This window comes from Paenirhodobacter sp. YD-8, from assembly GCF_056590935.1.
The window spans coordinates 3,141,288-3,168,030 of record NZ_CM152649.1 but is presented as its reverse complement, the minus strand read 5'-3'; the positions used below and the strand labels follow the sequence as shown (position 1 = coordinate 3,168,030).

The following is a 26,743-nucleotide window of genomic DNA, read 5'->3' as shown; positions in this document are numbered from 1 at the left end:
TCCGGCAGATATGCTTATATTCCCGACAACCGGCGGCCCGTGGCCGTCGTGACGGGAGTTGAGTCATGAAGATCCTCAGGATGACCACGGCGCTGGTCGCCGGTCTTTCGATCCTGCAGCCGACGGTGATCGAGGCGCAGAGCAACATGGGGTCAGCCTGCATCGCGGCGCAGATCGCCGCCGGCAAGTCCGCAAAGCAGGCGCGGCAGATCTGTGGTGGCCAGGGGGGGGGTGGTGACACTGCCGTGAAACCGCCGAAGCAGCAGCAGCCGAAGCCGCCGAAACAGCAGCAGCCCCCGGCCCGCGCGATCCCGGCAATACCTGCCAATCCCGGGCTGAGCCCGGCGCAGCCGGCGAAACCGCCGAAGCTGCAGCAGCTGCAGCCGCAACTGGTGCAGCCGAAGCCGGCAAAGCCGCAGCAACCCAAGCCCGCGAAGCCGCAGGCATCGCAGGGCAACGGGGTGGGGCTGCAGAACCAGAACCGCCTGCCGGTGCCCGGCCAGCAGCCGCGCCCGCAGGGGCAGCAGGGCACGCCCGTGCCGACCGCCCCGACCTGGCAGACGCCGCCGCACAGCTCGCTGCAGGGTCTGCAGCAGTCGCCCGACAGCCGGAAGCCGAAACCCGCGAATCCGCAACCGGGGCTGCAGCCGCCGACCGGCCAGCTGCCGGGCAACCCGCCGCCGGTGCAGCCGAAACCCGGGAAACCTCAGCCGGGCAATCAGCTGCCGACCGGCCAGTTGCCGGGCAACCCGCCGCCGGTGCAGCCGAAACCCGGGAAACCTCAGCCGGGCAATCAGCTGCCGGGTGCGCCGCTGATCCCGGGTCAGCAGCAGGTCCGTCCCGGGCTGCAGCAGCCGCAGCCCGAGCGCCTGCCGCCGAACCTGCGCGATGCGCTTGATGCGCAGCAGGGCGGGCGCCGACAGCCCGGTCTCCAGGGGTTGGTGCCGGTGAAGCCGCCGCGCAACGAGGCGCTCTCGGCCGGGATCGACCCGAGGGCCCGGCCGCGCGATGGCGTGCGGGTCGAGCGTCAGGTCTTCACCCGCGACAACACCCGTCGCGCGGGGCAGGACTTCTACACCAACCTCTACGGCCAGCCGCGCGCCCGCAAGAAGGACCACGGCCTGTCCGACCTTGAAAAGCTCGCCATCCTCGGAATCGGCGCGATGGCGGTGGGGGCGTTGCTGAGCAATGGCAGCCGCGTTGCCGCGAACTCGGGCGACCGGGTCGTGGTGCGCAACCCCGACGGCACCTATTCGGTGATCAAGGACGATGACGTGCTGATGCGTCAGCCCGGCACGACGATGAGCTCGGAAAGCTATCCTGACGGCTCGCTGCGCACGGTCGCGACGAAGCCCGACGGCACGCAGATCGTGACCCTGTACGACCCGATGCGCCGGATCGTGAAACGGGTGCGGATCGACCCCGACGGGCGGCAATATGTGCTGATCGACGATTCGCGCGACCTGGAGCCGGTGGATTACGCCACGCTGCCCTCGCCCACGGGCTATTACTCGTCGAGCAACAACGAGGCGGCGCTGCGTGAGGCGCTGGCCGCGCAGAACCCGGCGAACCGGGCCTTCAGCCTAGCGCAGATCCGCCAGATCGAGCAGGTGCGCGCGCTGGCCCCGGCGGTGACGGTGCAGAACGTCACCTTCCCCTCGGGCTCGGCGGCGATCGGGCCCGACCAGGCGCCGGCGCTGGCCGAGCTGGGCCGCACGATGCAGGACATGATCGCCGCGAACCCCGAAGAGGTCTTCCTCGTCGAGGGGCACACCGATGCGGTGGGCGATCCGGCCTACAACCTGACGCTCTCGGACCGGCGCGCGGAATCGCTCGCCCTCGCGCTGACCGAATATTACGGCGTGCCGTCGGAAAACATGGTCGTGCAGGGCTATGGCGAGGAAGAGCTGCTGGTGCCGACCTATGGATCGGAGCCCGCGAACCGCCGCACCGTGGTGCGCCGCATCACCGGGCTGCTCGACGTGCCGCAGAACTGAGCGCACGGATGAAACCGAAAGGCGGGCCTTGTGGCCCGCCTTTCCTTTGCCCGCCGCGGCGGGCTCGCTCCGAACCGGGCCCGAGTGGTCGGCCCGTCTCCTCCGGAGCTTATCCCTTCTTCGTCGCCTTCAGCTTGTCGATGCCGAGCATCTTCATCGCGGCCTTCTCGTAGAAGGTTTCCGAGGTGCCCTTGCGCAGCTTGTGCATGAAGTAGCGCTCGAACCCTTCCTTCGCCCAGTGCACCCACTTGCCCTGCGCCGACCAGTTCACGTTGCGCGGCGGGATCTGCGGCTGCGCCACGAAGGCGATGCCCTGATCGCCGAAATCGGCCAGACAGACCGCGTTCCAGGTGCCGACCTCGTCGGGCTCGCTGCCGCGCACGAGGTTGCCGATGTTATGCGCGGTGGCGGTGACCATCGACTCGATCATGAAGCCGGTCTTCGGCACGCCGACCGGCACCGGGGTGGCGGCGACGGGCGGGATCGCGACGCAGACGCCGACGCCGAAGACGTTGCGGTATTTCGGGTTGCGCTGATACTTGTCGACGATCACGAAGCCGCGCGGATTCACCAGCCCCTCGAGCCCGATCAGCGCCGGGATACCGCGGAAGGCGGGCAGCATCATCGCATAGCCGAAGGGCATCTCCTTCACGCCCTTCGAGGAGCCGTCGTCGGCGATCTCCTCGACGGTCATCTTGCCGTCCTCGACCTTCTGCACCTTGCACGAGGTCATCCACTTGATGTGCTTGTCACGCAGGTTCGATTCCATCAGCCCCTTGGTGTCGCCCACCCCGTCGAGGCCGAGATGGCCGACATAGGGTTCCGAGGTGATGAAGGTCATCGGCACCTGATCGCGGATCTTCATCTTGCGCAACGCGGTGTCGAGGATGAAGCAGAACTCGTAGGCCGGGCCATAGCAGCTCGCCCCCTGCACCGCGCCGATGATGATCGGACCGGGATTTTCGCAAAAGCGCTCGAAGGCGGTGCGGGCCCTCTCGGCATGATCGACGTGGCAGATCGACTGGGTGAAGCCCTCGGGGCCGAAGCCCTCGATCTCGTCGAAGGCAAGTTCGGGGCCGGTGGCGATGACGATGTAATCGTAGGAGATCGACTGACCGTCGACCAGCTCGACACGGTTCTCGTCGGGGTGCAGGCGGGCCGCGGCGACGGGGACGAAATCGATGTCCTTGCGCGCCATCGTCGGCGCGAGGTCGACGGTGATGTCGGTGCGGTCGCGCCAGCCGACGGCGACCCAGGGGTTCGAGGGCACGAAATGGTATTTCGGGTCCTTGGTGATGACCGTGATCTTGTCTTCCTTGCGGACGTTGTCGCGCAGCTCGTAGGCCATGATGGCGCCGCCAAGCCCGGCCCCGAGAACCACGATATGTGCCATTCCTCTTCCCTCTCTCCCTGAATGCCGCGACGGTACACGGCAGTATACATGCGCATACCTGAATGTGATGAATTGTTCTGTCAAGCGCAATGATGCAGGTCAATTCGGGAAAGTCCCAATGAAAAAAGGCGGGCCAGAGGCCCGCCTTTCGGTGCGGCAAGGGCCGCGGATCACTTCGGCAGTTCGGCCTTGATGCCTTCGACGAAGAAGTTCATCCCGGCGAGGGTGCCGTCGTCCGGGGTCGCGCCCGCGGCGAGCCAGGCCGATCCGTCCTGCTTGTTCAGCGGGCCAGTGAAGGGGTGGTACTCGCCCGAGGCGATCTTGGCCTCGAGCGCCTCGACCTCGGCCTTCACCTCGGCGGGTACCGCCGAGCTGATCTCGCCGATCTTCACCATGCCGGTGCCGATCCCGCCCCAGGTCGATTCCGAGGTCCAGCTGCCGTCGAGCATCGCCGCGACGCGCTTCTTGTAATAGGGCTCCCAGTTGTCGATCGTCGAGGTGACGCGCGGCATCGGCGCGAAGGCCGCCATGTCCGAGGCCTGACCGAAGGTGATGACGTTGCCGGCTTCCTGGGCCTTGGCCTGCGGCGCGGTCGAGTCGGTGTGCTGCATGATGACGTCGCAGCCCTCGGCGATCAGCGCGGCAGCGGCGTCGGCCTCCTTCGCGGGGTCGAACCAGGTGTAGGCCCAGACCACCTTGATCTCGACATCCGGGTTCACCTTCTTGGCGTGGATGTAGGCCGAGTTGATGCCCTGCACCACTTCCGGGATCGGGAACGAGCCGATGTAGCCGATCTTGTTGCTCTTCGTCATCCGGCCGGCGATGGTGCCCTGAATCGCGCGGCCCTCGTAGAAGCGCGCGTCATAGGTGGCGAGGTTGTCGGCGCGCTTGTAGCCGGTGGCGTGCTCGAACTTCACGTTCGGGAACTTCTTCGCCACGTTCACGGTGGCGTCCATGAAACCGAAGGAGGTCGCGAAGATCAGCTGGTTGCCCTCGAGGGCGAGCTGGGTCAGGGCGCGCTCGGCGTCCGGGCCCTCGGGCACGTTCTCGACATAGGTGGTGACGATCTTGTCGCCGAATTCCTTCGCGATCGCCTGGCGGGCCTGATCGTGCTGATAGGACCAGCCCATGTCGCCGATCGGGCCGACATAGATGAAGCCCACTTTCAGCGGATCGGCGGCGCGGGCGGGCAGGCCCGCGGCAGCGGCGACGGCGGTCGCGGCGGTGGTCTGAAGGAAGGTTCTGCGGTTCATGGGAACTCCCCGTGGTTGAGGCCCGAAGGCCCGGATGGCTGCCTCAGGTCGAGGCATGGAACGACCGGCCGAGGGCGGCAGGCGCGGCCTGCACCCCGCGGCGGTGGATGGCGGACAGGACGACCAGCACGACGATGGTCAGCACATAGGGCGCCATCGACAGCAGGTGCACCGGGATCGCATAGCCCGCGGCCTGCAGCTGCAGCTGCAGCGCGGTGATGCCGCCGAAGAGATAGGCGCCGATCAGCACCCGCCCGGCACGCCAGGAGGCGAAGACGACGATGGCGAGCGCGATCCAGCCGGCGCCGGCGGTCATCCCCTCGGTCCATTGCGGCACGCGCACGAGGCTGAGATAGGCGCCGCCCATCCCGGCGAGCGCACCGCCGAAGGCGAGCGCCATCAACCGCACCGCGACGACCCGGTAGCCAAGCGCATGCGCCGCCTCGGCATTCTCGCCCACGGCGCGCAGGATCAGCCCGGCACGGGTGAACCTGAGAAAGGCCCAGACCGCGACGACAAGGGCAAGCGACAGATAGACCACCCAGTCATGCGAAAAGAGGATGCGGCCAAGCCCCGGGATCTCGCTCAGCGGGCCGAAGGGCACCTTGCCGGTGGCGGGCGGCCGCACCCCCTCGAAGCCCTTGCCGAACAGCGCCGACAGGCCGAGCCCGAAGAGCGTGAGGGCAAGGCCGGTTGCGGTCTGGTTCGACAGGAACACCTGGGTCAGCACGGCAAAGAGGGTGGCAAGCAGCGCGCCGGCAAGGGCGCCGCCCAGAAAGCCCAGCACCGGGCTGCCGGTGCCGACGGCCGCGGCAAAGCCCGCGACGGCGCCGATGATCATCATCCCCTCGACGCCGAGGTTCAGCACGCCCGATTTCTCGGCCACCAGCTCGCCCGTTGCCGCCAGCAGCACCGGGGTCGAGGCCGCCATCAGCGTGGCGATCAGCGTGACGATGTCGATGCCGCCGAGGATCATGCGCGGGCCCTCCCGATGCGGACACGGTAATTGGTGAGCAGGTCGAAGCCCAGCAGGAAGAACAGGAGCATCCCCTGGAACACCTGGATCGCCGCCGAGGGCAGCGACAGCATCAGCTGCGCCATGTCGCCGCCGATATAGGTGAGCGCCATCAGCAGACCGGCGAGAAGGATGCCGATCGGGTGCAGCCGGCCGAGGAAAGCGACGATGATCGCGGTGAAGCCATAGCCCGCGTTGAAGCTGTCGGTGATCTGCCCCGAGGGGCCCGAGACCTCGAAGAGCCCGGCAAGCCCCGCGAGCGCGCCCGAGAGCCCGAGGCAGAACACCACCAGCCGCGCCGGCACCACGCCGGCAAAACGCGCCGCCCGCGGCGCCTCGCCCGCGACGCGGATGCGGAAGCCCGCGATGTGGCGGTGCATCAGGATATAGGCGCCGATCACCGCGATCAGCGCCGCGACCACGCCCCAATGCGCGCCGGTGCCCATGATCAGCTCGGGGTTATGGGCCGAGGCATATTGCTGCAGGTTGCGCGAGCCCGGAAAGCCATAGCCCTCGGGGTTCTTCAGCGGCCCGAAGGCCATGTAGGCGAGCAGGTTCTGTGCGACATAGACCAGCATCAGCGAGACGAGGATCTCGTTCGTGCCGAAGATCACCTTCAGAAGGGCGGGGATCAGCCCCCAGAGGAACCCGCCAAGCGCGCCGAGGATCACCATCGCCGGGAACAGCCACGCACTTTCGGTGGGATAGACGGCGAGCGCCAGCGCCGCGCCGCAGATCGCGCCGATGATGTATTGGCCTTCCGCACCGATGTTCCAGATCCCGGCCCGGAAGCCCACGGCAAGCCCCGAGGCGATCAGGATCAGGGGCGCCGCCTTCACCAGGAGCTGGCCGCGGAAATAGCCCGCGTTCGGGCCGAAGAGCGGATCCCAGAAGATCACCCGGATAGCCTCGACCGGGTTCTTGCCAAGCGCCGCGAACAGGATGCCGCCGGCGATCATCGTCGCCAGAACGGCAATCAGGGGCGTCGCCCAGGACCATGCCTTCGAGGGCACGGGCCGTTTCACCAGCCGGATCATTGCGCCGCCTCCGCCATTCCATGGGCCCCGCCCAGCATCAGCCCGATCTCGTCGATCGTCAGCCCCTCGGTCGGGCGCGGATCGCTGAGCCGCCCCTCGTTCAGCGCGCAGAAGCGGTCGGCAATTTCCATCAGTTCGTCAAGGTCTTGCGAGATCACGATCACCGCCGCGCCCTTCGCGGCAAGGTCCAGAAGCGCCTGCCGGATCGCCGCGGCCGCGGCCGCATCGACGCCCCAGGTCGGTTGGTTCACGATCAGCACCTCGGGCGCTTGCAACACCTCGCGGCCGATCACGAATTTCTGCAGGTTCCCGCCCGAGAGCGCGCGCGCCGCCACATGCGGGCCGGGCGTACGCACGTCGAAGGCCTGGATGATCTCCTCGGCGAAAAGCCGCGCCGCGGTCATGTCGAGGAAGCCCTTGCGGGTCAGCGGCCGGCGCACCGTGCCGGTCAGCAACGCATTGTCGGTCAGGCTCATGTTCGGCACGGCGGCATGGCCGAGCCGCTCTTCCGGCGCCCCCTGCAGGCCCAGCCGGCGCCGGTCGTTCGGCCCGAGGTCGGAGATGTCCTGCCCGTGCAGTTTCACCGTGCCGGGGGCCGAGGGCACCTCGCCCGAGAGCGTGGCCAGAAGTTCCTCCTGGCCGTTGCCGGCGACGCCGCCGATGCCCAGCACCTCGCCCGCGCGCAGCGACAGCGACACCTCGCGCAGCGACGGGCCGAATTGCGACATCGAGGGCAGGGAGAGCGCCTTGACCTCGAAGATCGTCGCGCCAAGCGCGCGGCCGCTGCGGTCGGTGGTGGTGAACTCGCCGCCCACCATCATCTCGGCCAGCTCGCGCGCGGTCTTCTCGCGCGGCACGCAAGAGCCCACCACCTTGCCGCCGCGCAGGATCGTCGCGCCATCGCACAGGCTGCGGATCTCCTCGAGCTTGTGGCTGATGTAGAGGATCGCCGTGCCCTCGGACGACAGTTTGCGCAGGGTGTGAAAGAGGATGTCGACCTCCTGCGGCGTCAAGACCGAGGTCGGTTCGTCCATGATCAGCAGCTTCGGGTCCTGCAGCAGGCAGCGGATGATCTCGACGCGCTGGCGCTCGCCCGCAGACAGATCGCCCACCAGCCGCTCGGGGTCGAGCGGCAGCCCGTAGGCGGCCGAGATCTCGCGGATGCGGCGCGCAAGGTCGCGCAGCGGCGGTGGGTTCTCCATGCCGAGGGCGACATTCTCGGCCACGTTCAGCGCCTCAAAGAGCGAGAAGTGCTGAAACACCATCGCCACACCCGACAGCCGCGCCGCGCGCGGTTCGGCCGGGGTGTAGGGGGCGCCGTTGAAGGTCATCGTGCCCGAATCGGGCTTCACGAGGCCGTAGATCATCTTCACCAGCGTCGATTTGCCGGCACCGTTCTCGCCCAGAAGCGCGTGCACCTCGCCGCGGCCGACCTCGAATCCGACGCCGTCATTGGCCACGACCCCGGGATAGGCCTTGGTCAGGCCCTCGATCTTCAGAAGTGTTGTCCCCATCACCCGGCGCGTCCTTCCAATCTGCTGGCCGTTCCGGCTCTTGTGGCGCTCAACTCTCTCAGTAGCGCGGCGGCGACCGAAATCGCAATGGCCTGCGGTGCCTTCCCGAAGGTCGGATCGCCTATCGGACAGGCAATGCGGGAAATTTGGGCTTCGGAATGGCCCAGATCTGCCAGTCTGGACCGGAACCTTGCCCATTTCGTCGCCGAGCCGATCAGCCCGCAGGCGGCAAAGCCGTGGTCGAGCAGGCGGTGGCACAGCTCGAAATCAAGCGCGTGGGAATAGGTCAGGATCAGGTGGCGCGCGCTCAGGGGGGCAAGCGGAACAAGATCGGCGGGGTTCTCGGCGATCAGCGTCTCGACGCCCTCGGGGATCACCTCGGGAAAACGCTCGGCCCCGGTGTCGGCCCAGCGAAGCCGCAGCCCGGGCAGCGGGGCCAGCACGCCGGCGAGCGCCCGCCCGACATGGCCCGCGCCCCAGATCCACAGCTCGGTCGCGCGCGGCGCGACCTCCTCGATCAGCCAGCCCTCGATCAGCAGGGCAGGGGCCTCGCCGCGGTCGCGGGCGCGGGCAAGGGCCCGGCGCAGCGCGAGCGGCATCTCGGCCGGCCCGCCCACCGGGCGCGCATGCCAGCCCGGGGCAAGGGCGGCGACCGTCGCGGCCGTCATCGGCTCATAGGCCAGCACCACGGCGCCGCCGCAGCACTGCCCCATCGCCGGCCCAAGCGCAATGCGCTCGAGATGCGGGGCCAGCGTCGCACGGGCGCGCGCGATCGCCTCGAATTCCAGTCGCCCGCCACCGATCGTGCCCTCGGTGCGGTCGGGCCAGACCAGCATCGCCGCGCCCGGCTCGCGCGGGGCGGAACCGCGCACCTCGGCCACGGTGATGCGCACGAAGGGGCCGCGCGCGGCGGCCCGGATCAGCGCGTCGGGATCGAGGCTCATGCTGCCGCGCCCCGGGCCCGGGCGACGGCGGCCAGCACCGCCTCGGCTGTCGCCGGTGCCTGCAGATCGGGCCAGGCCGGGCCACAGGCCGCGCAGGCCGCGTTCAGCGCAAGGAAAGCCGAAATCCCCAGCATGAAGGGCGGCTCGCCCACGGCCTTCGAGCGGAACACCGTCTCCTCGCGGTTCGGCGCATCCCAGAGCCGCACGTTGAACACCCGCGGCCGGTCGGAACAGGCCGGGATCTTGTAGGTCGAGGGGGCGTGCGTCGTCAGCTGCCCCTTCGCGTTCCACACCAGCTCCTCGGTGGTCAGCCAGCCCGCACCCTGCACATAGGCGCCCTCGACCTGTCCGATGTCGAGCGCCGGGTTCAGCGACGATCCCGCGTCATGCAGGATGTCGGTGCGCAGGATCCGGTTCTCGCCGGTCAGCGTGTCGATCACCACCTCGGTCACCGCCGCGCCATAGGCGAAGTAATAGAACGGCCGGCCGCGCCCGGCGACGCGGTCCCAGCTGATCTTCGGCGTGGCATAGAAACCGGTCGAGGACAGCGACACCCGCGCGCCATAGGCGGCCAGCGCCACCTCGGCAAAGGACCAGTCCTTGCCCGGCACCGCGACGCGGCCCCCGGCAAAGACCACCTCGCCCGGCGCGCAGCCCTCGCGCGCCGCCACGAACCCCGCCAGCCGCTCGCGCACCGTCTCGCAGGCGGCCTGCACCGCCATGCCGTTCATGTCGGCCCCCGACGAGGCCGCCGTGGCCGAGGTGTTGGGCACCTTCGCGGTGTCGCTCGCGGTGATCCGAACGGCCTCGCTGTCGATGCCGAAGACTCGCGCCGCGACCTGACAGACCTTGCGGTGCAGCCCCTGTCCCATCTCGGTGCCGCCGTGATTGAGCAGGACCGAACCGTCGGAATAGACATGCACCAGCGCGCCGGCCTGGTTCAGATGGGTGAGCGTGAAGGAGATGCCGAATTTCACCGGGCTCAGCGCGATGCCGCGCTTCAAGGTTCGATTTTGGCTGTTCCAGACGGCGATCTCGGCCTTGCGGGCGGCGTAATCGCTTGATTTTTCCAGGTCCGCCAGCAGCCCGTGCAGGATGAAATCCTCCACCTCCTGACCGTAATGGGTCGCCTGCTTTTTCCTGGCCGAAATGCTCTCGGAGGGGCTCGGGGGGGCAGACGGCCCCGCCGCCGGCGATAGGGGCGCGGCCTCGTCATAGAAGTTGCGACGGCGCAGCTCGGCGGGCTCGATCCCGATCACATGCGCCAGATGCTCCATCGCGCGCTCGATACCCAGCATCCCCTGCGGCCCGCCGAAGCCGCGATAGGCGGTGTTCGACTGGGTGTTGGTGCGCAGCCGGTGGCTCTCGACCCGCAGCGCCGGGATGAAATAGGCATTGTCGGCGTGCAGCATCGCCCGGTCGCAGACCGGCAGGCTGAGGTCGGGCGACCAGCCGCAGCGGGCCAGCTGGATGAACTCGGCCCCCAGCAGCCTGCCTTCGGCATCGGCGCCGATCCGGTAGTGGATGCGGAAATCGTGGCGCTTGCCGGTGATGACCATGTCATCGTCGCGGTCGTAGCGCATCTTGCATGCCCGCCCGGTCAGCCGCGCCGCCACCGCGCAGGCAATGGCCAGGTGATTGCCCTGGCTCTCCTTGCCGCCGAAGCCGCCGCCCATGCGCCGCATCTCGACCCGCACGTCGTGCATGTGCAGGCCGAGCGCCTCGGCCACCTTGTGCTGCACCTCGGTCGGGTGCTGCGAGGAACAGCGGATGGTGACGCCCACGTCCTCGGGCAGGGCCAGCGCCGCCTGGCCTTCCAGATAGAAATGCTCCTGACCGCCGATCTCGACCGTGCCTTCGACGAGATGGGTGGCTTGGGCCAGCGCCGGCTCGACCTCGCCGCGCGACCACACCACCGGCCCGCCCTCGAACCGGCTGTTCGCCGCAAGCGCCGCGTCGAGCGTCAGGATCGGCGTGCGGGGGGCATAGCGGATCCGGCCCCTGCGCGCCGCGATGCGGGCGGCGCGGTGGCTTTCGGCGACGACAAGGAACATCGGCTGGCCGATGTAATGCACCTCGCCCTCGGCCAGAACGGGTTCGGGCAGCGGCGCGGGCGAGGCATCGTTGGCAAAGGGCATGTCGGCTGCGGTCAACACCGCGACCACGCCCGGGCTTTGCCGCACGGCGGCAAGGTCCATCTCCTCGATCACGGCGCTTGCCTCGGTCGAGAGACCGAAGGCCAGATGCAGCGTGCCAGCCGGGCAGGGGATGTCGTCGACATAGCGTGCGCGGCCGGTGACGTGCAGCTCGGCCGAGTCATGGGGCAGGGGGGCGCCGACGCTCATGCCTGCACCTCCAGCACCGAGACAGGCTCGCCCGAGCGCTCGCGGAGATAGCGCAGCGCCATCGCCTGCGCGGCCTGCATCCGGTAGGCAGCCGAGGCGCGCATGTCGCTCATCGGCGCGAAATCCTCGGCCAAGCTGGGCAGGGCGGCGGTGACGGCCGCTTCGGTGAAGGGCGCGCCGGTCAGCGCCGCCTCGAGCGCCAAGGCGCGTTTCGGCACCCCGGCCATGCCGCCGAAGGCGATCCGCGCGCTTGCAATTTTCGAACCTTCAACGGTCAGATTGAAGCAGCCGCAGACAGCAGAAATGTCCTGATCGAACCTTTTCGACAGTTTGTAGCAGGCAAGCCCCGGCGCCGATTTCGGCACGCTGATGCTCTCGACGAATTCGCCCGGGCGGCGGTCCTGCTTGCGGTAATCGAGGAAGAACTCCTCGAGCGGCAGGCTGCGGCGGGTGTCGCCAAGGCGCAGGGTCAGGGTGGCGCCCATGGCAATCAGCGCCGGCGGGCCATCCCCGATCGGCGAGCCGTTGGCGATATTGCCGCCGATCGTCGCGGCCTGGCGCACCTGTTCCGAGGCGAAGCGGCGCAGCAGCCCCGCGAGCGCCGGATGCGGCCCGGCGGCCCAGGCCCGCAGCGCGGCGATGGTGACACCGGCGCCGATGGTGAAGCCGGTCTCGGTCTCGGTGATCTCGGCAAGATCGGTACAGCCGCCGAGGAAGGCAACCTCGGGCAGGGTGCGGAGCTGTTTCGTCACCCACAGCCCGACATCGGTCGCGCCGGCGATCAGCACCGCCTCGGGGTGGGCGGGATACCAGGCGGCCAGCTCGTCTGCGGAGCGGGGCAGGAAGGCGGGGGCTGTCTGCCCCCGCGCCCCCGAAGGTGCTTCAGGCAAGGTGAAGGCGCGGTCGGCCGCGAGCCAGTCGGCGGCGGGGGCATCCTTTGCCGCTTCGGCGGCGCGGATGATCGGCGCATAGCCGGTGCAGCGGCACAGGTTGCCGGCAAGGATGTCGTCGTGATCGGTCCGGTGGTTCAGGTGTGCGGTCGCCATCGAGACGACGAAGCCCGGGGTGCAGAAGCCGCACTGGCTGCCGTGGCATTCGACCATCGCCTTCTGCACCGGGTGCAGGGTGCCGTCGGGGGCGGCGATGCCCTCGACCGTGCGCAGCGCCTTGCCGGCGATCTGAGGCATCATCATCAGGCAGGCATTCACCGCGCGTGCCCCCGTGGCGTCGCTCACCATCACCGTGCAGGCGCCGCAATCACCTTCGTTGCAGCCTTCCTTGGTGCCGGTCAGCCCCTCGGCGCGCAGCCAGTCGAGCACGCTGAGGGTGGGCTCTTCGAACCGCGCCACCCGGGTTTCTCCGTTCAGAAGAAACGAGATTTCCATGGTCATGTCCGCCGCGATACCGATGTTTTCGACCCCGCGCCCGATGCGGCATAGAGCGGGGGGCTCTCCCATCCGACCAGCAAAACCCAAGCGCCGGGTCTTGGCAAGGGCAGGGGCGCAGAACGCTGCGAGAATTTTGACCTGTTGATTAAATTTCAGGCATGCCGGCGGCGGTGCGCCCTCTTCCGCCCGCCGCCGCACCCGCTTATCGTGCCGCCATGGCCGATCCCCGATTCATCCACCTGCGCGTGCACACCGAATATTCGCTGCTCGAGGGCGCGATGCCGGTGAAGAAGCTGATCAAGATGTGCGATGCGGCGAAGATCCCCGCCGTCGCCGTCACCGACACCAATGTCATGTTCTCGGCGCTCGAGTTCTGCACCACCGCGAAGGAGTACGGGCTGCAGCCGATCATGGGCTGTCAGACCGATGTGACCTTCGAGGAGAGCCGGCCGGGCGAGAAGCCGAAGCTGCCCGCCCCCGTCGTGCTGCTGGCGCAGTCCGAAGCGGGCTACATGAACCTGATGAAGCTCTCGACCTGTCTTTACATCGACAAGAACGGGATGCTGCCGCAGGTGTCGCTCGAGGATCTGCAGGCGCATTCCGAGGGGATCATCTGCCTGACCGGTGGCGCCGAGGGGCCGGTGGGCAAGCTCATCCAGTCCGGCCAGCTGCCGAAGGCGCGGGCCTTCCTCGAACGGCTCGCCGCGATCTATCCCGACCGGCTCTATGTCGAGCTGCAGCGCCATCCGGGCGAGGGCGGGCGGCTGATGGACGGCGAGCGGGCGACCGAGCGGCCCTTCCTGGAGCTGGCCTATGAGATGGGACTGCCGATCGTCGCGACGAACGAGGTGTTCTTCCCGAAGACCGAGATGTTCGAGGCGCATGACGCGATGCTGTGCATTGCCGAGGGCACCTATGTCGACCAGATCGAGCCGCGCCGGCGCCTGACGCCGCAGCATTACTTCAAGTCCGAGGCGGAGATGGTCGCGCTGTTCGCCGACCTGCCGGAGGCGGTGGAGAACACCGTCGAGATCGCGAAACGCTGTGCCTTCGCCGTCTACAAGCGTCCGCCGCTGCTGCCGAAATTCGCCGATAACGAGGTCGAGGAGCTGCGCCGCCAGGCCTGGGAAGGGCTGAAGAACCGGCTTGCGGTGATCCCGCATGCCTGCCCGGTCGAGGAATACGAGGAGCGGCTGAAATTCGAGCTGGGCATCATCGAGCAGATGGGCTTCCCCGGCTACTTCCTGATCGTGGCCGACTTCATCAAATGGGGCAAGGCGCATGACATCCCGGTCGGGCCGGGGCGTGGCTCGGGCGCGGGCTCGCTTGTCGCCTATGCGCTGACGATCACCGACCTCGACCCGATGCGCTATGCGCTGCTGTTCGAACGCTTCCTGAACCCGGAACGCGTCTCGATGCCCGACTTCGACGTCGACTTCTGCATGGACCGCCGCGAAGAGGTGATCAGATACGTGCAGCAGAAATACGGGCGCAACAAGGTGGGCCAGATCGCCGCCTTCGGGGCGCTGCTGTCGAAGGCCGCGGTGCGCGACGTCGGGCGCGTGCTGCAGATGTCCTATGGCCAGGTCGACAAGCTGTCGAAGATGATCCCGGTCGAGGGGGTGAAGCCGGTCTCGATCGAGAAGGCCCTGGCCGACGAGCCCCGCCTGCGCGAGGCGGCGAAGGAAGAGGTCGTCGGCCGCCTTCTGAACTATGCCCAGCAGATCGAGGGGCTGTTGCGCAACGCCTCGACCCACGCCGCGGGCGTGGTGATCGGCGACCGGCCGCTCGACGAGCTGGTGCCGCTGTACCAGGATCCGCGCTCGGACATGCCGGCCAGCCAGTTCAACATGAAATGGGTGGAAAAGGCCGGTCTGGTGAAGTTCGACTTCCTCGGGCTGAAGACGCTCACCGTGATCCAGAACGCGGTGAACCTGATCCGCAAGTCGGGCCGGCCGCTGCATGTCGATGCCGCGGGCAACACGCTCTACGAGCCTGCCGAGGGCGCCGAGAACCAGATCAACGCGATCCCGATCGACGACGCGAAGACCTATGATCTTTACGCCCGCGCCCATACCGTCGCCGTGTTCCAGGTGGAATCGACGGGGATGATGGACGCGCTGCGGCGCATGAAGCCGACCTGCATCGAGGATATCGTGGCGCTTGTGGCGCTGTATCGTCCGGGCCCGATGGAGAACATCCCGGTCTATTGCGAGGTCAAGCACGGGCTGCGGCCGCTCGAATCGCTGCACCCGACGATCGACCCGATCCTGAAGGAAACGCAGGGCATCATCGTCTATCAGGAACAGGTGATGCAGATCGCCCAGGTCATGGCGGGCTATTCGCTGGGCGGCGCCGACCTTCTGCGCCGCGCCATGGGCAAGAAGATCGCCGAGGAGATGGCGAAGGAGCGCCCGAAGTTCATCGAGGGCGCGAAGAAGACCCACAACATCGACGCGAAGAAGGCCGGCGAGGTCTTCGACCTGCTCGAGAAATTCGCGAACTACGGCTTCAACAAGTCGCACGCCGCCGCCTATGCGCTGGTCTCCTATCAGACCGCCTGGCTGAAGGCGAACCACCCGGTCGAGTTCATGGCCGGCGTGATGAACTGCGATATCCATCTGACCGACAAGCTCTCGACCTATATGGGCGAGGTGCGGCGCGCGCTTGGCATCACCGTGGTGCCGCCCTGCGTGAACCGCTCGCTCGCCACCTTCGACGTGGTGAACCAGCAGCTTGTCTATGCGCTCGGCGCGCTGAAGAACGTCGGTGTCGAGGCGATGAAGCTGATCGTCGAGGCGCGCGACGACATGCCGTTCCGCGACCTGTTCGACTTTGCCCGGCGCTGCGATCTGAAGCGGATCGGCAAGCGGCCGCTCGAGATGCTGGCCCGCGCCGGCGCCTTCGACCAGCTCGACCCGAACCGGCGGCGGGTGTTCGAAAGCCTTGAGGGGCTGATGGCCTGGTCAGCCGCGGTGGCCGAGGCCAAGGCCTCGGCGCAGGTGTCGCTCTTTGGTGATGCGGGCGACGATCTGCCGCCGCCGCGGATTGCCGATGTCGACGACTGGCTGCCCTCCGAGCGGCTGGCGGAAGAGCACAAGGCCATCGGTTTCTATCTGTCGGGCCACCCGCTTGACGACTATCTACCTGCGCTGAAACGCAAAAACGTGATGACCCTGGCCGAGATCGCGGCCAAGGCGCAAGGCGGGCCGTTCATCGGCAAGATCGCGGGCCAGGTCGCCGTGCGGCAGGAACGGAAGTCGGCGAAGGGCAACCGTTTCGCCTTCGTCTCGATGTCGGACCCGACCGGCCCCTTCGAGGTGACGGTGTTTTCCGACACGCTCGAGGCCACGCGGCAATACCTCGAACCCGGGCAGGCGGTGGTGCTGACGGTCAAGGTCGATGTCGAGGGCGAGACGGTGAAGATGCTCGCGCAGGGCGCGCAGCCGATCGACCAGGTCACCGCCGATGCCGGCAGCACCGGGCTGATGATCCATGTCGAGACGCCCGAGGCCGTGGGCTCGATCGCGTCGCTGCTCGAGCGGATCAGCGGCGAGGGCAAGGTGCGCTCGCGCGGGCCGGTGCATTTCACCGTGTACGACAGCGAGCGCAATTGCCGCTATCAGCTGTGCGCCGGCAAGGAGTTCCCGGTGAACCCGAAGGTGAAGGGCGCGATCCGCTCGCTGCGTGGCGTGGCGCTGGTCGAGGAGATCTGAGCCCGGGGCGGTCCGGGCCGGGCCGGCCGTGCGTCAGTAATGCGGCGGCTTCTGGTCGGCGAGCGGGATCTGCCCGCCGTCCGAAAATTCGCGCTCGGCCTCGCGCTCCATCAGCATCCCGAGACCGCGCGACAGGCGTGCGATCTCGCGCTCCTGCCGGGCGACGACGTCGCTCAGCTCATCCACCGTCTTCACGAGGAACGCCATCTGTTCCTCGAGCCGCTCGATCCGGTCCGTCATTTTCCCTCCGGCGCTTGCCGCGCGGCAGCCCATCCGCTACACCCTCGCCCGAGAAACGATCGGGTGCAAGACCATGTCCAGCGAGAAGAAACCGCGCCGTCCGCGCGCGGAAACGCCGAAGGGGTTTCGCGACTATTTCGGCTCGGAAGTGACCGAGCGGACCGAAATGCTCGCCACCATCGCGGACGTCTATCGCGCGCATGGCTTCGACCCGCTGGAAACCTCGGCGGTCGAGACGGTCGAGGCACTGGGCAAGTTCCTGCCCGATGTCGACCGGCCGAACGAGGGCGTTTTCGCCTGGCAGGACGAGGGCGGCGACTGGCTGGCGCTGCGCTATGACATGACGGCGCCGCTCGCGCGCGTCGCGGCGCAGTTCCGCAATGACCTGCCCAGCCCCTACCGGCGCTATACGATGGGCCCGGTCTGGCGCAACGAGAAGCCCGGCCCCGGCCGCTTCCGCCAGTTCTATCAATGCGACGCCGACACCGTGGGCGCGCCGTCGGTCGCGGCCGATGCCGAGATCTGCGGCATGCTGGCCGATGCGCTGGAAGCCGTGGGCATTCCGCGCGGCGACTATGTCGTGCGGGTGAACAACCGCAAGGTGCTGAACGGGGTGATGGAAGTGGCGGGCGTGCTCGACCCGACCGACCCCGAGAAGTTCGCGGCCGAGCGTGGCATCGTGCTGCGCGCGATCGACAAGTTCGACAAGTTCGGCGAGACGGGCGTGCGCGCGCTGATCGGCAAGGGGCGGCTTGACGAGTCGGGCGACTTCACCAAGGGCGCCGGGCTGACGAATGAACAGGCCGACGTGGTGATGGGCTTCATGGAGGCCAAGCGCGACACCGGCGCCGCCACCGTCGCGCGGCTGCGCGAGCTGGTCGCGGGCTCGGCCCTTGGCGCCGAGGGGGTGGACGAGCTTGAACTCATCGCCGCGCTTCTCGACGGGCAGGGCTATGGCCCGGACCGCATCGTCATCGACCCCTCGGTGGTGCGCGGGCTTGGCTATTATACCGGCCCGGTGTTCGAGGCCGAACTGACCTTCGAGATCCTCGACGAGAAGGGGCGCAAGCGCTCCTTCGGGTCGGTCGCGGGCGGCGGGCGCTATGACGACCTCGTCAAGCGCTTCACCGGCCAGACCGTGCCGGCGACCGGCGTCTCGATCGGCGTCGACCGGCTGCGGGCCGCGCTGCGCGCCAAGGGGCGGATCGGTGGCACGGCACAGGGCCCCGTCGTCGTGACGGTGATGGACCGCGACCGGATGGGCGATTACCTCGCCATGGCCTCCGAGCTGCGTCGCGCCGGGCTGCGCGCCGAGGTCTATCTGGGCAATCCGAAGAACTTCGGCAATCAGCTCAAATACGCCGACAAGCGCGAGAGCCCGGTCGCGATCATCCAGGGCACCGACGAGGCCGCGCGCGGCGTCGTGCAGATCAAGGACCTGGTGCTCGGCGCGAAGATCGCCGCCTCGGCCAGCCTCGAGGAGTGGAAGAACCAGCCCGCGCAGGTCGAAGTGCCGCGCGACGAGATGGTCGCCACGGTGAAGCGCATGCTGGGGCTGGGCCTGTGATGGCGTCGAAACCCCGTTCCCGCGAGATCGGCGAGCGCCTTCTGGGCGCCTTCCTGCGTGCCGGCGCCGCCGAGGTCACGCCCGACATCCTGCAGCCGGCCGAGACCCTGCTTGACCTTTACGGCGAGGATATCCGCGCCCGCGCCTATGTCACCTCGGACCCGCTGCGCGGCGAGATGATGCTGCGCCCCGACTTCACCGTGCCGGTGGTCGAGGCGCACATGGCGGGCGGGGCGGAACCTGCGCGCTATTGCTACATGGGCGAGGTCTTCCGCCGTCAGGATCACCGCGGCGTGGCGCGGGCGAACGAATATCTGCAGGCGGGCTACGAGGTCTTCGACCGCGAGGACCCCGAGGCCGCCGATGCCGAGGTCTTTGCGCTCTTCGCCCGGCTGCTGGCGCATCTGCGGCTGACCAGCACGATCGGCGACATCGGCATCCTGCGCGCCGCGGTCGAGGGCATCGACACCATTGCGCCGCGCAAGGCGGCGCTTGCTCGTCACATCTGGCGGCCGCGTCGCTTCCACGGCCTGTTGCAGCGCTATGCGGGGATCACCCCGGTGCCGGGCGGGCGCGCCGCGCTGCTGTCCGCCGGGGCGCCCGAGGGTGCGCCCTGGATCGGGCTGCGCAGCCCCGAGGAGATGGCGGCGCGTATCGCCGTGCTGCGCGCCGATGCCGCCGCCGCGCCGATCCCGACCGAGGTCGTCGCACAGCTTGACGCGCTCTTCGCGCTGAGCTGCCCGGCCGAAGAGGCCCCCGCGCGGCTGTCGGCGCTTGGCATCGCCGCGCTGCCGCCGGCGATCGCCCGGCTCGAGCGGCGCCTGGCCGCGATGGCCGCGCGCGGCATCGACACCTCGGCGCTGCGCTTCGAGGCGAGCCACGGCCGCACCACGATGGAATATTACGACGGCTTCGTCTTCACCTTCACCGCCGCCGATCCGGCGCTGCCGCCGGTGGCCTCGGGCGGGCGCTATGACGCGCTGACCCGCTTCCTCGGGCAGGGGCGCGAGATTCCGGCCGTGGGCGGGGTGATCCGTCCGGGGCTGGTGGCCGATCTGGAGGCGCAGGCATGAGCGCGATCAAGCTGGGCGTGCCCTCGAAGGGGCGGCTGATGGAGAAGACCTTCGACTGGTTCGCCGAGCGGGGCATCCGCCTGCGCCGCACCGGGTCGGAGCGCGAATATGCGGGCGCTGTCGATGGCGCCGAGAAGGTCGAACTCGTGCTGCTCTCGGCGGGCGAGATCCCGCGCGAGCTGGCCGCGGGGCGCATCCATCTGGGCGTGACGGGGTCCGACCTCGTGCGCGACAAGCTCGCCGACTGGCAGACGCTGGTCGAGGAGCTGGCGCCGATGGGCTTCGGCCATGCCGATCTGATCATCGCGGTGCCGGCCTGCTGGGCCGATGTCGACACGCTCGAGGATCTGGATGCCGCCGCGCATGCCTTCCGTGCGGCGCATGGTCACCGGTTGCGGATCGCGACGAAATATCACCGTCTGGTGCGCGAGTTCCTGACCCGCGAGGGGATTGCCGACTGGCAGTTGGTCGACAGCCAGGGCGCGACCGAGGGCACGGTGAAGAACCTCACCGCCGAGGCGATCGCCGACATCACCTCGTCGGGCGAGACGCTGCGGGCGAACCACCTGAAGATCCTGTCGGACGGGCTTATTCACAGCTCGCAGGCGACGCTCTTCGCCTCGCGCATGGCCGATTGGGCGGGGCTCGAGGCGCCGCGCGCGGCGCTGATCGCACAGCTCGGGGTTTGAGCGCTATTTCCGCCGCGCCGCGCTGTCCCATCCGGTCAGTGCGGCGCGCAATGCGGGCAGCAACGGGGCGGTGAGCGCCCCGAGCCGCCGCCCGTCCGGGGCGAGAAGGCGCAGCGCGACAAGCGCGCGACCGGGCATCGCCTCGATCCCCCAGAACACCTCCCGTGCCGCGGGCCAGTCGCGCAGCCGCGCGTTCAGATCGGCCGCCACCGCCTGTGCATCCGTGCAGCCGGCAAGGTAGAAGGTCGCAAGCGCGCCGGCACAGCGCCGGGCCCAGTCGGCACCGCTTGTGCATTGCCGGTCGATCAGCCCCGCGGCCCCTTCGGTGCGGATCGAGACGGTGGTCTCCAACGCCTCGAACAGACCGCCCGCGCCCGCGGGATCATGGGTCAGGAAGCTGTCGCACAGGATCGCCCGCGCGCCGGGGGCAAGGTCGAGCTCGAGCGCGCCGCAGAAGGCGGCACCCGGAAACAGGATCAGCGGGTCGGGCAGGTATTCGGCATGGGCCCCCGCCCCGAGCCGCAGCCGGCACGATTGCCGCGCCATACCGCCGCGCCCGGCATGGACGACGCTCGAGGCCTGGGTGGTCAGGTGCAGCCGCGCCCCGGGTTCGAGCGTCACCGACAGCCGCAGGTCATCGTCGCCGTAAAGCCCACCCGAGGAGGATTGCAGATACAGGCTGGCCAGCCCCTCCGGATCGCCCGGCAGCGCGAAGGGGCGGGTGATGTGGAACGGGTGCGGGGTCATCTGCGCGCCAAGGAAGGTGCGCCCGTCCAGGCAGCGGAATGCCAGCCGCGCCTCGACCCGGCGCCCCGGCGGGCGCGACGGCAGGTCGCGCGCCATCAGCCTGCATCCTGCCGCGCGGCGCGGGTGAACAGCACCTCGCGGTCGATCAGATCGACGATCGCGTCGATGCCGTCGGTGCCGTCCGCCCCGTCGCGCCCATAGGGCCGGCAGCAGCAGCCAAGCACCGGACGCGCCGCGCGGATCGCCCGGGCCTCGCGCAGGATCGCGGCGGCATTGACATGGACATAGGGCGCAAGGTCGAGCTTGTTGATCACCAGCAGGTCCGATTGCATGATCCCCGGGCCGCGCTTGCGCGGGATGTCGTCGCCCTGACCGACGTCGATCACGAACATCCACCAGTCGACCAGATCGAGCGAGAAGGTCGAGGCGAGATTGTCGCCGCCGCTTTCGAGAAGGATCAGGTCGAGCCCGGGGAAGGCGGCGTCGAGATCCTCGGCCGCCGCGAGGTTCAGCGTCGGATCCTCGCGGATCACCGTATGCGGGCAGGCGCCGGCCTCGACCGCGCGCACCCGCGCCGGGTCGATCAGGCCCGAGCGGCGCACGCGCTCGGCATCCTCGTCGGTGACGAGGTCGTTGGTGATCACGGCGAGCGAGATCCCGCGGGCGGTCAGCGCGGGGATCAGCCGCTCGATCAGCGCGGTCTTGCCCGAGCCGACGGGGCCGCCGATGCCGATCCGGGCCGGGCCCGCGGGGGCGGTGAAATCGGGGAAGGGATGGGTCATCGCAGCATGTACCTTTGCGCCAGGGGCACCTCGCGGGCGGGCGCGCAGGTGGCCAGCTCGCCGTCGACGAAGACGTCGAAGGTGGCGGGGTCGACGGTGATCTTCGGGCAGGCGTCGTTGAACAGCATGTCGGATTTGGCCAGCTTGCGGGTGCCGCGCACCGGCAGCAACCGCTTGCGCAGATCGAGCGTGCCGGCAAGATCGGCCGCAAGCGCCAGCGGATGCACGAAATTCACGCCAAGCGCCGGCGCGGCGCGGCCGAAGGCGCCCCATTGCGGGCGCTGGATCAGCGGCTCGCAGGTCATCAGGCTGGCGGCGCTGTCGCCCATGGTGCCCCAGGCGATGAAGCCGCCCTTCACCACGATCTCGGGCTTGATCCCGAACAGCGCCGGCCGCCACAGCACGACATCGGCGATCTTGCCGGTCTCGAGGCTGCCCACATGCTCCTCGATGCCGAAGCAGCGCGCGGCGTTGATCGTGTATTTCGCGATGTAGCGCTTGATCCGGGCGTTGTCGCCGCGCAGGGCGGTCTCGCCGGGCAGGCGGCCGCGCTGGTCCTTCATCTTCGAGGCGAGCTGCCAGGTGCGGCAGATCACCTCGCCGATGCGGCCCATGCCCTGACTGTCCGAGCCCAGCATCGAGATCGCGCCGATGTCGTGCAGCACGTCCTCGGCGGCGATGGTCTGGCCGCGGATCCGGCTTTCGGCGAAGGCCACGTCCTCGGGGATCGCGGGGTTCAGGTGATGGCACACCATCGTCATGTCGAGGTGTTCCTCGAAGGTGTTGACGGTGTAGGGGTTGGTCGGGTTGGTCGAGGAGGGCAGGCAGTTCATCTCGCCCGCGACGCGGATGATGTCGGGGGCATGGCCGCCGCCCGCGCCCTCGGTGTGATACATGTGGATCACCCGCCCGGCGATGGCGGCGAGCGTATCCTCGACAAAGCCGCTCTCGTTCAGCGTGTCGGTATGCAGCTGTACCTGGAAGTCGAGATCGTCGGCGACCGAGAGGCAGCAGTCGATCGCCGCCGGCATCGCGCCCCAGTCCTCGTGGATCTTCAGCCCCATGCAGCCGGTCTTCATCTGCTCGACCATCGCCTCGGGGCGGTGCGCGTTGCCGCGGCCGAGGAAGCCGAAGTTCATCGGCCAGTGTTCCGAGGCCTGCAGCATCTTGCCGGTGTTGAACGGCCCGCCGCTGTCGATGCCGACGGTGATCGGGCCGAGCGAGCCGCCGAGCATCGTCGTGATGCCGCTGGCAAGGGCGTGCTCGACCAGCTGGGCGCTGTCGAAATGCACATGCACGTCGATCGCGCCGGCGGTGGCGATCATGCCCTCGCCGTCGCGCACCGTGGTTGCGGCGCCGACGATCAGGTTCGGGTGCACGCCGTCCATCACCGCCGGGTTGCCGGCCTTGCCGAAGCCCGCGATGCGGCCGTCCTTGATGCCGAGATCGCCCTTCACGATGCCCAGCACCGCGTCGATCACCACCACGTTCGAGATCAGCATGTCGAGCACGCCGTCGGCGCTGGTCCACCCGGCCGCGAGCCCCATCCCGTCACGCAGCGTCTTGCCGCCGCCGTGCAGGCATTCCTCGCCCGGGATCGCGTGGTCATGCTCGATCTCGGCCAGAAGCGAGGTGTCGCCAAGCCGCACCATGTCGCCCGTCGTGGGCCCGTAAAGCGCGGCATAGGCCGCGCGGGTCATCGTCGCCATCGCTCAAGCTCCCCTGAAACCGCCCTGCCGCGCCCGTTCAAGCGCAGCGGCCTTCACCGCCGGATCGCGGCTGTCGCCATTCGTCAGCCCGTTCAGCCCGCCGACCTCGGCCCGCCCGCCGATCGCGACGAGCGTCACCTCGCGGCCATGGCCGGGCTCGAAGCGCACCGCGGTGCCCGCGGGGATGTCGAGGCGCATGCCGAAGGCCGCGGCGCGGTCGAAGTCGAGGGCGCGGTTGACCTCGAAGAAATGGAAATGGCTGCCGATCTGCACCGGCCGGTCGCCGGTGTTGGTGACCGCGAGCGTCACCTTCGGGCGGCCGGCGTTCAGCTCGATCTCGCCCTCGGCGGCGATGATCTCGCCGGGCAGGGGCCCCGGGGCGGGGGCGGCGTCGCCCGGCCGGATCGGGTCATGCACGGTGACGAGCTTGGTGCCGTCGGGGAAGGTCGCCTCGACCTGCAGCATCGGCATGATCTGCGCCACGCCCGGCATCACCTCGTCGCTGGTCAGGATCGTCGAGCCGAAGGAGATCAGCTCGGCCACGCTCTGCCCGTCGCGCGCGCCCTCGAGGATCTCGTCGGCGATCAGCGCCGCGGCCTCGGGATAGTTCAGCAGCCGGCCGCGGGCGCGGCGGCGGCGGGCGAGTTCGGCGGCCGTGAAGATCGTCAGCCGTTCGAGTTCCGTCGGGGTCAGTTGCATCGGATCCTCCTGTTCAGACGGCGAAAAGCCGCAGCGGGGTCTGCCCGTGGCGCATCGCGGCGATGTCGGCGCGCGGGCTGAAGGTGAAGGGGGCGGCGGGCGGCGGGGCGGCGAGCAGCGCGGCCATGGCCGGGCGGGCGGCGGCAAGGATCTGCTGCGCCTGCATTGCGCCAAGCGCGCCAAGCCGCACCGCGGCCGAAAGCGTGGCAAGCGCGAGGGCGTGGAGCGTGCCGGCCTCGAGCGGGGCAAGCGCCAGGCCAAGGCCGTTTCCGGCCAGCCCCTGCACCACCGCCGCGTGCCCGGGTGTCTGCCCGGCGCGTACCTGCGCCAGAAGCGCGGCACAGCCCGGGGTGCCAAGCCGCGTGTGGGTCGAGAGCGCCGCCCGCCCGGTCCGGCGCGAGGCCGAGGCAAGGCTTTCCACCGTGCTGTGCAGCTCGCAGTCGGCGTCGATCCGGGCGATCTCCTCCAGGTCGCAGGTGGCATGGGCGCGGCGCAGGAAGACCCGGTCGAAGCCAGCCCAGCGGGGCAGCACCTCGTCGGTCAGGAAATCGCCGACCTGTGCCGCGCCCTGCACCCGTCCCTCGCCCACCAGCGCCTCGAGCCCGCCCGAGAAGGCGAAGGCGCCCGAGGGGAAGGCGGTGTCGCACAGCTGCAACAGGGCGAGAAGCGCGGCGTCGCTCATCCGGTGGCCTGTTCCACCTGCCGCACGCGGCCCTCGGCCAGCCGGTCGCGCAGCCGCTCGAGATAGGTCGCAAGCGGGTGCTCGACAGCGACGAGCAGATCGCCGCCCTCGAACCGCGCGCGCCAGTGCAGGTTGCCGGCGAAATAGCCCAGCGACAGCGCCTCGGCCCCGTCACGCGGGCGCAGCCGCAGCCAGTTTTCGGCCTCGACGCGCAGGATCACCGCCCGGTCGGGATCGAGAAGCAGCACCGCCCGGTCGACCAGCGCCACCTCGCGCGGCAGGGCGATCGCCAGATCGCTGCCGCGGTCGGTGCGCAGCCGCAGCCGGCGCCGCGCCAGGTCGGCGCGGGGCAGGGTGACGGTCTCGACCGCGCCGCGGTGTTCGAGCCGGTGCACGGCCTCGCCAAGCCAGGGATCGGCAAGCGTGCCGAGAAGGCGGTTCACGAGCAGGGTCATCGCGATGCTCCGGCGCAGGACAGGGGGGAGGGGGCGGAGGCCGCCCCCGGCTCAGATCGTCATGTGTTTCGAGATCAGCGCTTCGGTCAGGTCGGCGGTGGTGCCGGTCGCGACCGAGCGGCCGTTTTCCATCATCACGAAGCGGCTCGCTGCGGCGCGCACGAAGCGGATGTTCTGCTCGACCAGCAGGATGGTCAGGCCGAGCTCCTTGTTCAGCCGGATGATCGTCTTCTCGATCTGCTCGACGATATTGGGCTGGATACCCTCGGTCGGTTCGTCGAGCAGCAGCACGCTCGGTTCGGTCGCCAGCGCGCGGGCGATGGCGAGCTGCTGCTGTTGTCCGCCCGACAATACGCCGCCGGGCCGGTCGAGGTTCTCGATCAGATAGGGGAAGATCTCGTAGACGATCTCGGGGATGTCCTTGCGCCCGTCCTTCGCCGCGAAACGCCCCATCAGGATGTTCTCGCGGATGGTGAAGTCGGGGATGATCTGGCGGCCCTGCGGCACATAGCCGAAGCCCGCGAAGGCGCGCTTGTTGGTGGGCTCGCCGATCAGCTCCTGACCGTTCAGCTTCAGGCTGCCGGTGGCGCGGGTGGTCATCCCCATGATCGTGCGCAGGAGCGTCGTCTTGCCGGTGCCGTTGCGCCCGAGGATGCCGACAAGCTCGCCCTTGCCGGCCTCGAGGCCGACGCCGTGCAGGATGTGGCTTGCGCCGTAGTAGCTGTCGATGTCGGTGATCTGCAACATCAGTGGATGCCTCCGCTTCCGAGATAGGCCTCGCGCACGGCGGGGTTCTGTTCGATCTGCTCGACCCGGCCCTCGGCCAGGTGCTTGCCCAGGTGCATGACGGTGATCTTGCTGGCGATCTCGCGCACGAAGGCCATGTCGTGCTCGACCACCAGCATGGTGTAGTCGCCGCGCAGCCGGTTGATGAGCGCCGCGGTCTTCATCGTCTCGCCCACGGTCATGCCGGCGGTGGGTTCGTCGAGCAGCATCACACGCGCGCCCTGGCCGATCAGCATGCCAAGCTCCAGCCATTGCGTCTGGCCGTGCGAGAGCACACCCGCGACGCGGTCGAGCACGTCGCCAAGTGCCGTCAGCTCGACCACCTCGTCGAAGCGGCGCCTCTCGGCGGCGTTGCGGCGCAGGCGCAGGTTGCCCAGCACCGAGGGCTGGCGGGCGCAGGCGACGATCAGGTTCTCGCGCACCGTCAGGTCGCGGAACACCGAGGGGATCTGGAACTTGCGGCCGACGCCGGCCTGCGCGATCTGGTGTTCCTCGAGATTGGTGATCTCGCGGCCGAACAGATGCACCGAGCCTTCGGTCGATTTCGTCTTGCCGCTGATCAGGTCCATCAGCGTGGTCTTGCCGGCGCCGTTCGCGCCCAGCAGCACCCGCACCTCGCCCTCCTCGATGACGGTGGAAAAGCCGTCCACCGCCTTGAAGCCCGAGAAGTCGACGCCGATGCCGTCGATGACCAATGCGTTCTGCGCCATGG

22 protein-coding genes are annotated in these 26,743 nt (G+C 68.9%); 5 read left to right on the top strand and 17 right to left on the bottom strand.

Translation table 11 applies throughout. The features are described from left to right. Positions 1-65 precede the first annotated feature (65 nt). Entirely contained in the window at positions 66-1,997 is a 1,932-nt protein-coding gene (locus AC0QTQ_RS15365; protein ID WP_480257290.1) for an OmpA family protein, read from the top strand. A gap of 109 nt (positions 1,998-2,106) precedes the next feature. Here AC0QTQ_RS15365 and AC0QTQ_RS15360 read toward each other — a convergent pair whose 3' ends face one another. The 8 genes from AC0QTQ_RS15360 to xdhA all read right to left on the bottom strand — a co-directional run bounded on the left by AC0QTQ_RS15360 (position 2,107) and on the right by xdhA (position 12,883). Beyond that, positions 2,107-3,390 carry an NAD(P)/FAD-dependent oxidoreductase gene (locus tag AC0QTQ_RS15360; RefSeq protein ID WP_480257289.1) on the bottom strand — a complete coding sequence of 428 codons (1,284 nt, stop codon included), beginning with the start codon at positions 3,388-3,390 and terminating at the stop codon, positions 2,107-2,109. 170 nt (positions 3,391-3,560) lie between these two features. Further along, a complete protein-coding gene (locus AC0QTQ_RS15355; protein ID WP_480257288.1) occupies positions 3,561-4,643 on the bottom strand; it encodes a BMP family ABC transporter substrate-binding protein in 1,083 nt (360 codons plus the stop codon). Positions 4,644-4,686: 43 nt separating this feature from the next. Beyond that, entirely contained in the window at positions 4,687-5,619 is a 933-nt protein-coding gene (locus tag AC0QTQ_RS15350; protein ID WP_113902000.1) for an ABC transporter permease, read from the bottom strand. Beyond that, positions 5,616-6,695, bottom strand: a complete 1,080-nt coding sequence (locus tag AC0QTQ_RS15345; protein WP_121532561.1) for an ABC transporter permease — start codon at positions 6,693-6,695, stop codon at positions 5,616-5,618. The genes AC0QTQ_RS15350 and AC0QTQ_RS15345 overlap by 4 nt, the downstream gene beginning before the upstream one ends. Next, on the bottom strand, positions 6,692-8,209 hold the full coding sequence (locus AC0QTQ_RS15340) for an ABC transporter ATP-binding protein (protein WP_121532563.1): 1,518 nt from the start codon (positions 8,207-8,209) through the stop codon (positions 6,692-6,694). The genes AC0QTQ_RS15345 and AC0QTQ_RS15340 overlap by 4 nt, the downstream gene beginning before the upstream one ends. Next, positions 8,209-9,153, bottom strand: a complete 945-nt coding sequence (gene xdhC, locus AC0QTQ_RS15335) for a xanthine dehydrogenase accessory protein XdhC (protein ID WP_480257287.1) — start codon at positions 9,151-9,153, stop codon at positions 8,209-8,211. Before xdhC ends, AC0QTQ_RS15340 begins: the two co-directional genes overlap by 1 nt. Next, positions 9,150-11,498, bottom strand: a complete 2,349-nt coding sequence (gene xdhB / locus AC0QTQ_RS15330) for a xanthine dehydrogenase molybdopterin binding subunit (RefSeq protein ID WP_480257286.1) — start codon at positions 11,496-11,498, stop codon at positions 9,150-9,152. Before xdhB ends, xdhC begins: the two co-directional genes overlap by 4 nt. Continuing rightward, positions 11,495-12,883 (bottom strand): xanthine dehydrogenase small subunit, encoded by a 1,389-nt coding sequence (xdhA, locus tag AC0QTQ_RS15325; protein ID WP_480257285.1) that lies wholly within the window; start codon positions 12,881-12,883, stop codon positions 11,495-11,497. The genes xdhB and xdhA overlap by 4 nt, the downstream gene beginning before the upstream one ends. A 218-nt stretch (positions 12,884-13,101) precedes the next feature. Between xdhA and dnaE the strand changes: the two genes are divergently transcribed. Then, positions 13,102-16,602, top strand: coding sequence for a DNA polymerase III subunit alpha (gene dnaE, locus AC0QTQ_RS15320; protein ID WP_480257284.1), 3,501 nt, complete (start codon positions 13,102-13,104; stop codon positions 16,600-16,602). A 33-nt stretch (positions 16,603-16,635) separates the two neighbouring features. On the opposite strand, the gene AC0QTQ_RS15315 is transcribed toward dnaE, so the two are convergent. Continuing rightward, positions 16,636-16,842, bottom strand: a complete 207-nt coding sequence (locus AC0QTQ_RS15315) for a SlyX family protein (RefSeq protein WP_121532571.1) — start codon at positions 16,840-16,842, stop codon at positions 16,636-16,638. Positions 16,843-16,915: 73 nt separating this feature from the next. Here AC0QTQ_RS15315 and hisS point away from each other — a divergent pair, with 73 nt between their 5' ends. From hisS to hisG, 3 genes are read left to right on the top strand one after another with little or no spacing between them, the layout of a single operon-like run. Further along, positions 16,916-18,409: a histidine--tRNA ligase gene (gene hisS, locus AC0QTQ_RS15310; protein WP_480257283.1), complete on the top strand. Its 1,494-nt coding sequence runs from the start codon at positions 16,916-16,918 to the stop codon at positions 18,407-18,409. Beyond that, the gene (locus AC0QTQ_RS15305; RefSeq protein ID WP_480257282.1) at positions 18,409-19,482 is read left to right on the top strand and encodes an ATP phosphoribosyltransferase regulatory subunit; all 1,074 of its coding nucleotides are present in this window, start codon (positions 18,409-18,411) and stop codon (positions 19,480-19,482) included. Before hisS ends, AC0QTQ_RS15305 begins: the two co-directional genes overlap by 1 nt. Beyond that, on the top strand, positions 19,479-20,171 hold the full coding sequence (gene hisG / locus AC0QTQ_RS15300) for an ATP phosphoribosyltransferase (protein ID WP_480257281.1): 693 nt from the start codon (positions 19,479-19,481) through the stop codon (positions 20,169-20,171). The genes AC0QTQ_RS15305 and hisG overlap by 4 nt, the downstream gene beginning before the upstream one ends. Before the next feature lie 3 nt (positions 20,172-20,174). Here hisG and AC0QTQ_RS15295 read toward each other — a convergent pair whose 3' ends face one another. The 8 genes from AC0QTQ_RS15295 to urtD are packed head-to-tail and all read right to left on the bottom strand — an operon-like array spanning position 20,175 to position 26,741. Further along, positions 20,175-21,014, bottom strand: coding sequence for an urease accessory protein UreD (locus AC0QTQ_RS15295; RefSeq protein ID WP_480257280.1), 840 nt, complete (start codon positions 21,012-21,014; stop codon positions 20,175-20,177). Next, positions 21,014-21,700 carry an urease accessory protein UreG gene (gene ureG / locus AC0QTQ_RS15290; protein ID WP_480257279.1) on the bottom strand — a complete coding sequence of 229 codons (687 nt, stop codon included), beginning with the start codon at positions 21,698-21,700 and terminating at the stop codon, positions 21,014-21,016. Before ureG ends, AC0QTQ_RS15295 begins: the two co-directional genes overlap by 1 nt. Further along, positions 21,697-23,409, bottom strand: coding sequence for an urease subunit alpha (ureC, locus tag AC0QTQ_RS15285; RefSeq protein WP_480257278.1), 1,713 nt, complete (start codon positions 23,407-23,409; stop codon positions 21,697-21,699). Before ureC ends, ureG begins: the two co-directional genes overlap by 4 nt. 3 nt (positions 23,410-23,412) lie before the next feature. Next, positions 23,413-24,108, bottom strand: coding sequence for an urease subunit beta (locus AC0QTQ_RS15280; RefSeq protein WP_480257277.1), 696 nt, complete (start codon positions 24,106-24,108; stop codon positions 23,413-23,415). A gap of 13 nt (positions 24,109-24,121) precedes the next feature. Beyond that, positions 24,122-24,790 (bottom strand): urease accessory protein UreF, encoded by a 669-nt coding sequence (locus AC0QTQ_RS15275; protein ID WP_480257276.1) that lies wholly within the window; start codon positions 24,788-24,790, stop codon positions 24,122-24,124. Next, positions 24,787-25,245: an urease accessory protein UreE gene (gene ureE, locus AC0QTQ_RS15270; protein ID WP_480257275.1), complete on the bottom strand. Its 459-nt coding sequence runs from the start codon at positions 25,243-25,245 to the stop codon at positions 24,787-24,789. The genes AC0QTQ_RS15275 and ureE overlap by 4 nt, the downstream gene beginning before the upstream one ends. Positions 25,246-25,296: 51 nt before the next feature. Then, positions 25,297-25,992: an urea ABC transporter ATP-binding subunit UrtE gene (gene urtE / locus AC0QTQ_RS15265; protein ID WP_480257274.1), complete on the bottom strand. Its 696-nt coding sequence runs from the start codon at positions 25,990-25,992 to the stop codon at positions 25,297-25,299. Further along, positions 25,992-26,741 carry an urea ABC transporter ATP-binding protein UrtD gene (gene urtD / locus AC0QTQ_RS15260; protein ID WP_121532593.1) on the bottom strand — a complete coding sequence of 250 codons (750 nt, stop codon included), beginning with the start codon at positions 26,739-26,741 and terminating at the stop codon, positions 25,992-25,994. The genes urtE and urtD overlap by 1 nt, the downstream gene beginning before the upstream one ends. Positions 26,742-26,743 lie beyond the last annotated feature (2 nt).

Bases quoted from the DNA above. Each gene is read 5' to 3' on its own strand.
- hisS (WP_480257283.1), top strand. From the start codon at position 16,916: ATGTCCAGCGAGAAGAAACCGCGCCGTCCGCGCGCGGAAACGCCGAAG.
- AC0QTQ_RS15345 (WP_121532561.1), bottom strand. From the start codon at position 6,695: ATGATCCGGCTGGTGAAACGGCCCGTGCCCTCGAAGGCATGGTCCTGG.
- dnaE (WP_480257284.1), top strand. From the start codon at position 13,102: ATGGCCGATCCCCGATTCATCCACCTGCGCGTGCACACCGAATATTCG.
- xdhB (WP_480257286.1), bottom strand. From the start codon at position 11,498: ATGAGCGTCGGCGCCCCCCTGCCCCATGACTCGGCCGAGCTGCACGTC.
- hisG (WP_480257281.1), top strand. From the start codon at position 19,479: ATGAGCGCGATCAAGCTGGGCGTGCCCTCGAAGGGGCGGCTGATGGAG.
- AC0QTQ_RS15275 (WP_480257276.1), bottom strand. From the start codon at position 24,790: ATGAGCGACGCCGCGCTTCTCGCCCTGTTGCAGCTGTGCGACACCGCC.
- AC0QTQ_RS15340 (WP_121532563.1), bottom strand. From the start codon at position 8,209: ATGGGGACAACACTTCTGAAGATCGAGGGCCTGACCAAGGCCTATCCC.
- xdhA (WP_480257285.1), bottom strand. From the start codon at position 12,883: ATGGAAATCTCGTTTCTTCTGAACGGAGAAACCCGGGTGGCGCGGTTC.
- AC0QTQ_RS15280 (WP_480257277.1), bottom strand. From the start codon at position 24,108: ATGCAACTGACCCCGACGGAACTCGAACGGCTGACGATCTTCACGGCC.
- AC0QTQ_RS15295 (WP_480257280.1), bottom strand. From the start codon at position 21,014: ATGGCGCGCGACCTGCCGTCGCGCCCGCCGGGGCGCCGGGTCGAGGCG.
- AC0QTQ_RS15365 (WP_480257290.1), top strand. From the start codon at position 66: ATGAAGATCCTCAGGATGACCACGGCGCTGGTCGCCGGTCTTTCGATC.
- xdhC (WP_480257287.1), bottom strand. From the start codon at position 9,153: ATGAGCCTCGATCCCGACGCGCTGATCCGGGCCGCCGCGCGCGGCCCC.
- ureC (WP_480257278.1), bottom strand. From the start codon at position 23,409: ATGGCGACGATGACCCGCGCGGCCTATGCCGCGCTTTACGGGCCCACG.
- urtE (WP_480257274.1), bottom strand. From the start codon at position 25,992: ATGTTGCAGATCACCGACATCGACAGCTACTACGGCGCAAGCCACATC.
- AC0QTQ_RS15315 (WP_121532571.1), bottom strand. From the start codon at position 16,842: ATGACGGACCGGATCGAGCGGCTCGAGGAACAGATGGCGTTCCTCGTG.
- ureG (WP_480257279.1), bottom strand. From the start codon at position 21,700: ATGACCCATCCCTTCCCCGATTTCACCGCCCCCGCGGGCCCGGCCCGG.
- AC0QTQ_RS15350 (WP_113902000.1), bottom strand. From the start codon at position 5,619: ATGATCCTCGGCGGCATCGACATCGTCACGCTGATCGCCACGCTGATG.
- AC0QTQ_RS15355 (WP_480257288.1), bottom strand. From the start codon at position 4,643: ATGAACCGCAGAACCTTCCTTCAGACCACCGCCGCGACCGCCGTCGCC.
- urtD (WP_121532593.1), bottom strand. From the start codon at position 26,741: ATGGCGCAGAACGCATTGGTCATCGACGGCATCGGCGTCGACTTCTCG.
- ureE (WP_480257275.1), bottom strand. From the start codon at position 25,245: ATGACCCTGCTCGTGAACCGCCTTCTCGGCACGCTTGCCGATCCCTGG.
- AC0QTQ_RS15305 (WP_480257282.1), top strand. From the start codon at position 18,409: ATGGCGTCGAAACCCCGTTCCCGCGAGATCGGCGAGCGCCTTCTGGGC.
- AC0QTQ_RS15360 (WP_480257289.1), bottom strand. From the start codon at position 3,390: ATGGCACATATCGTGGTTCTCGGGGCCGGGCTTGGCGGCGCCATCATG.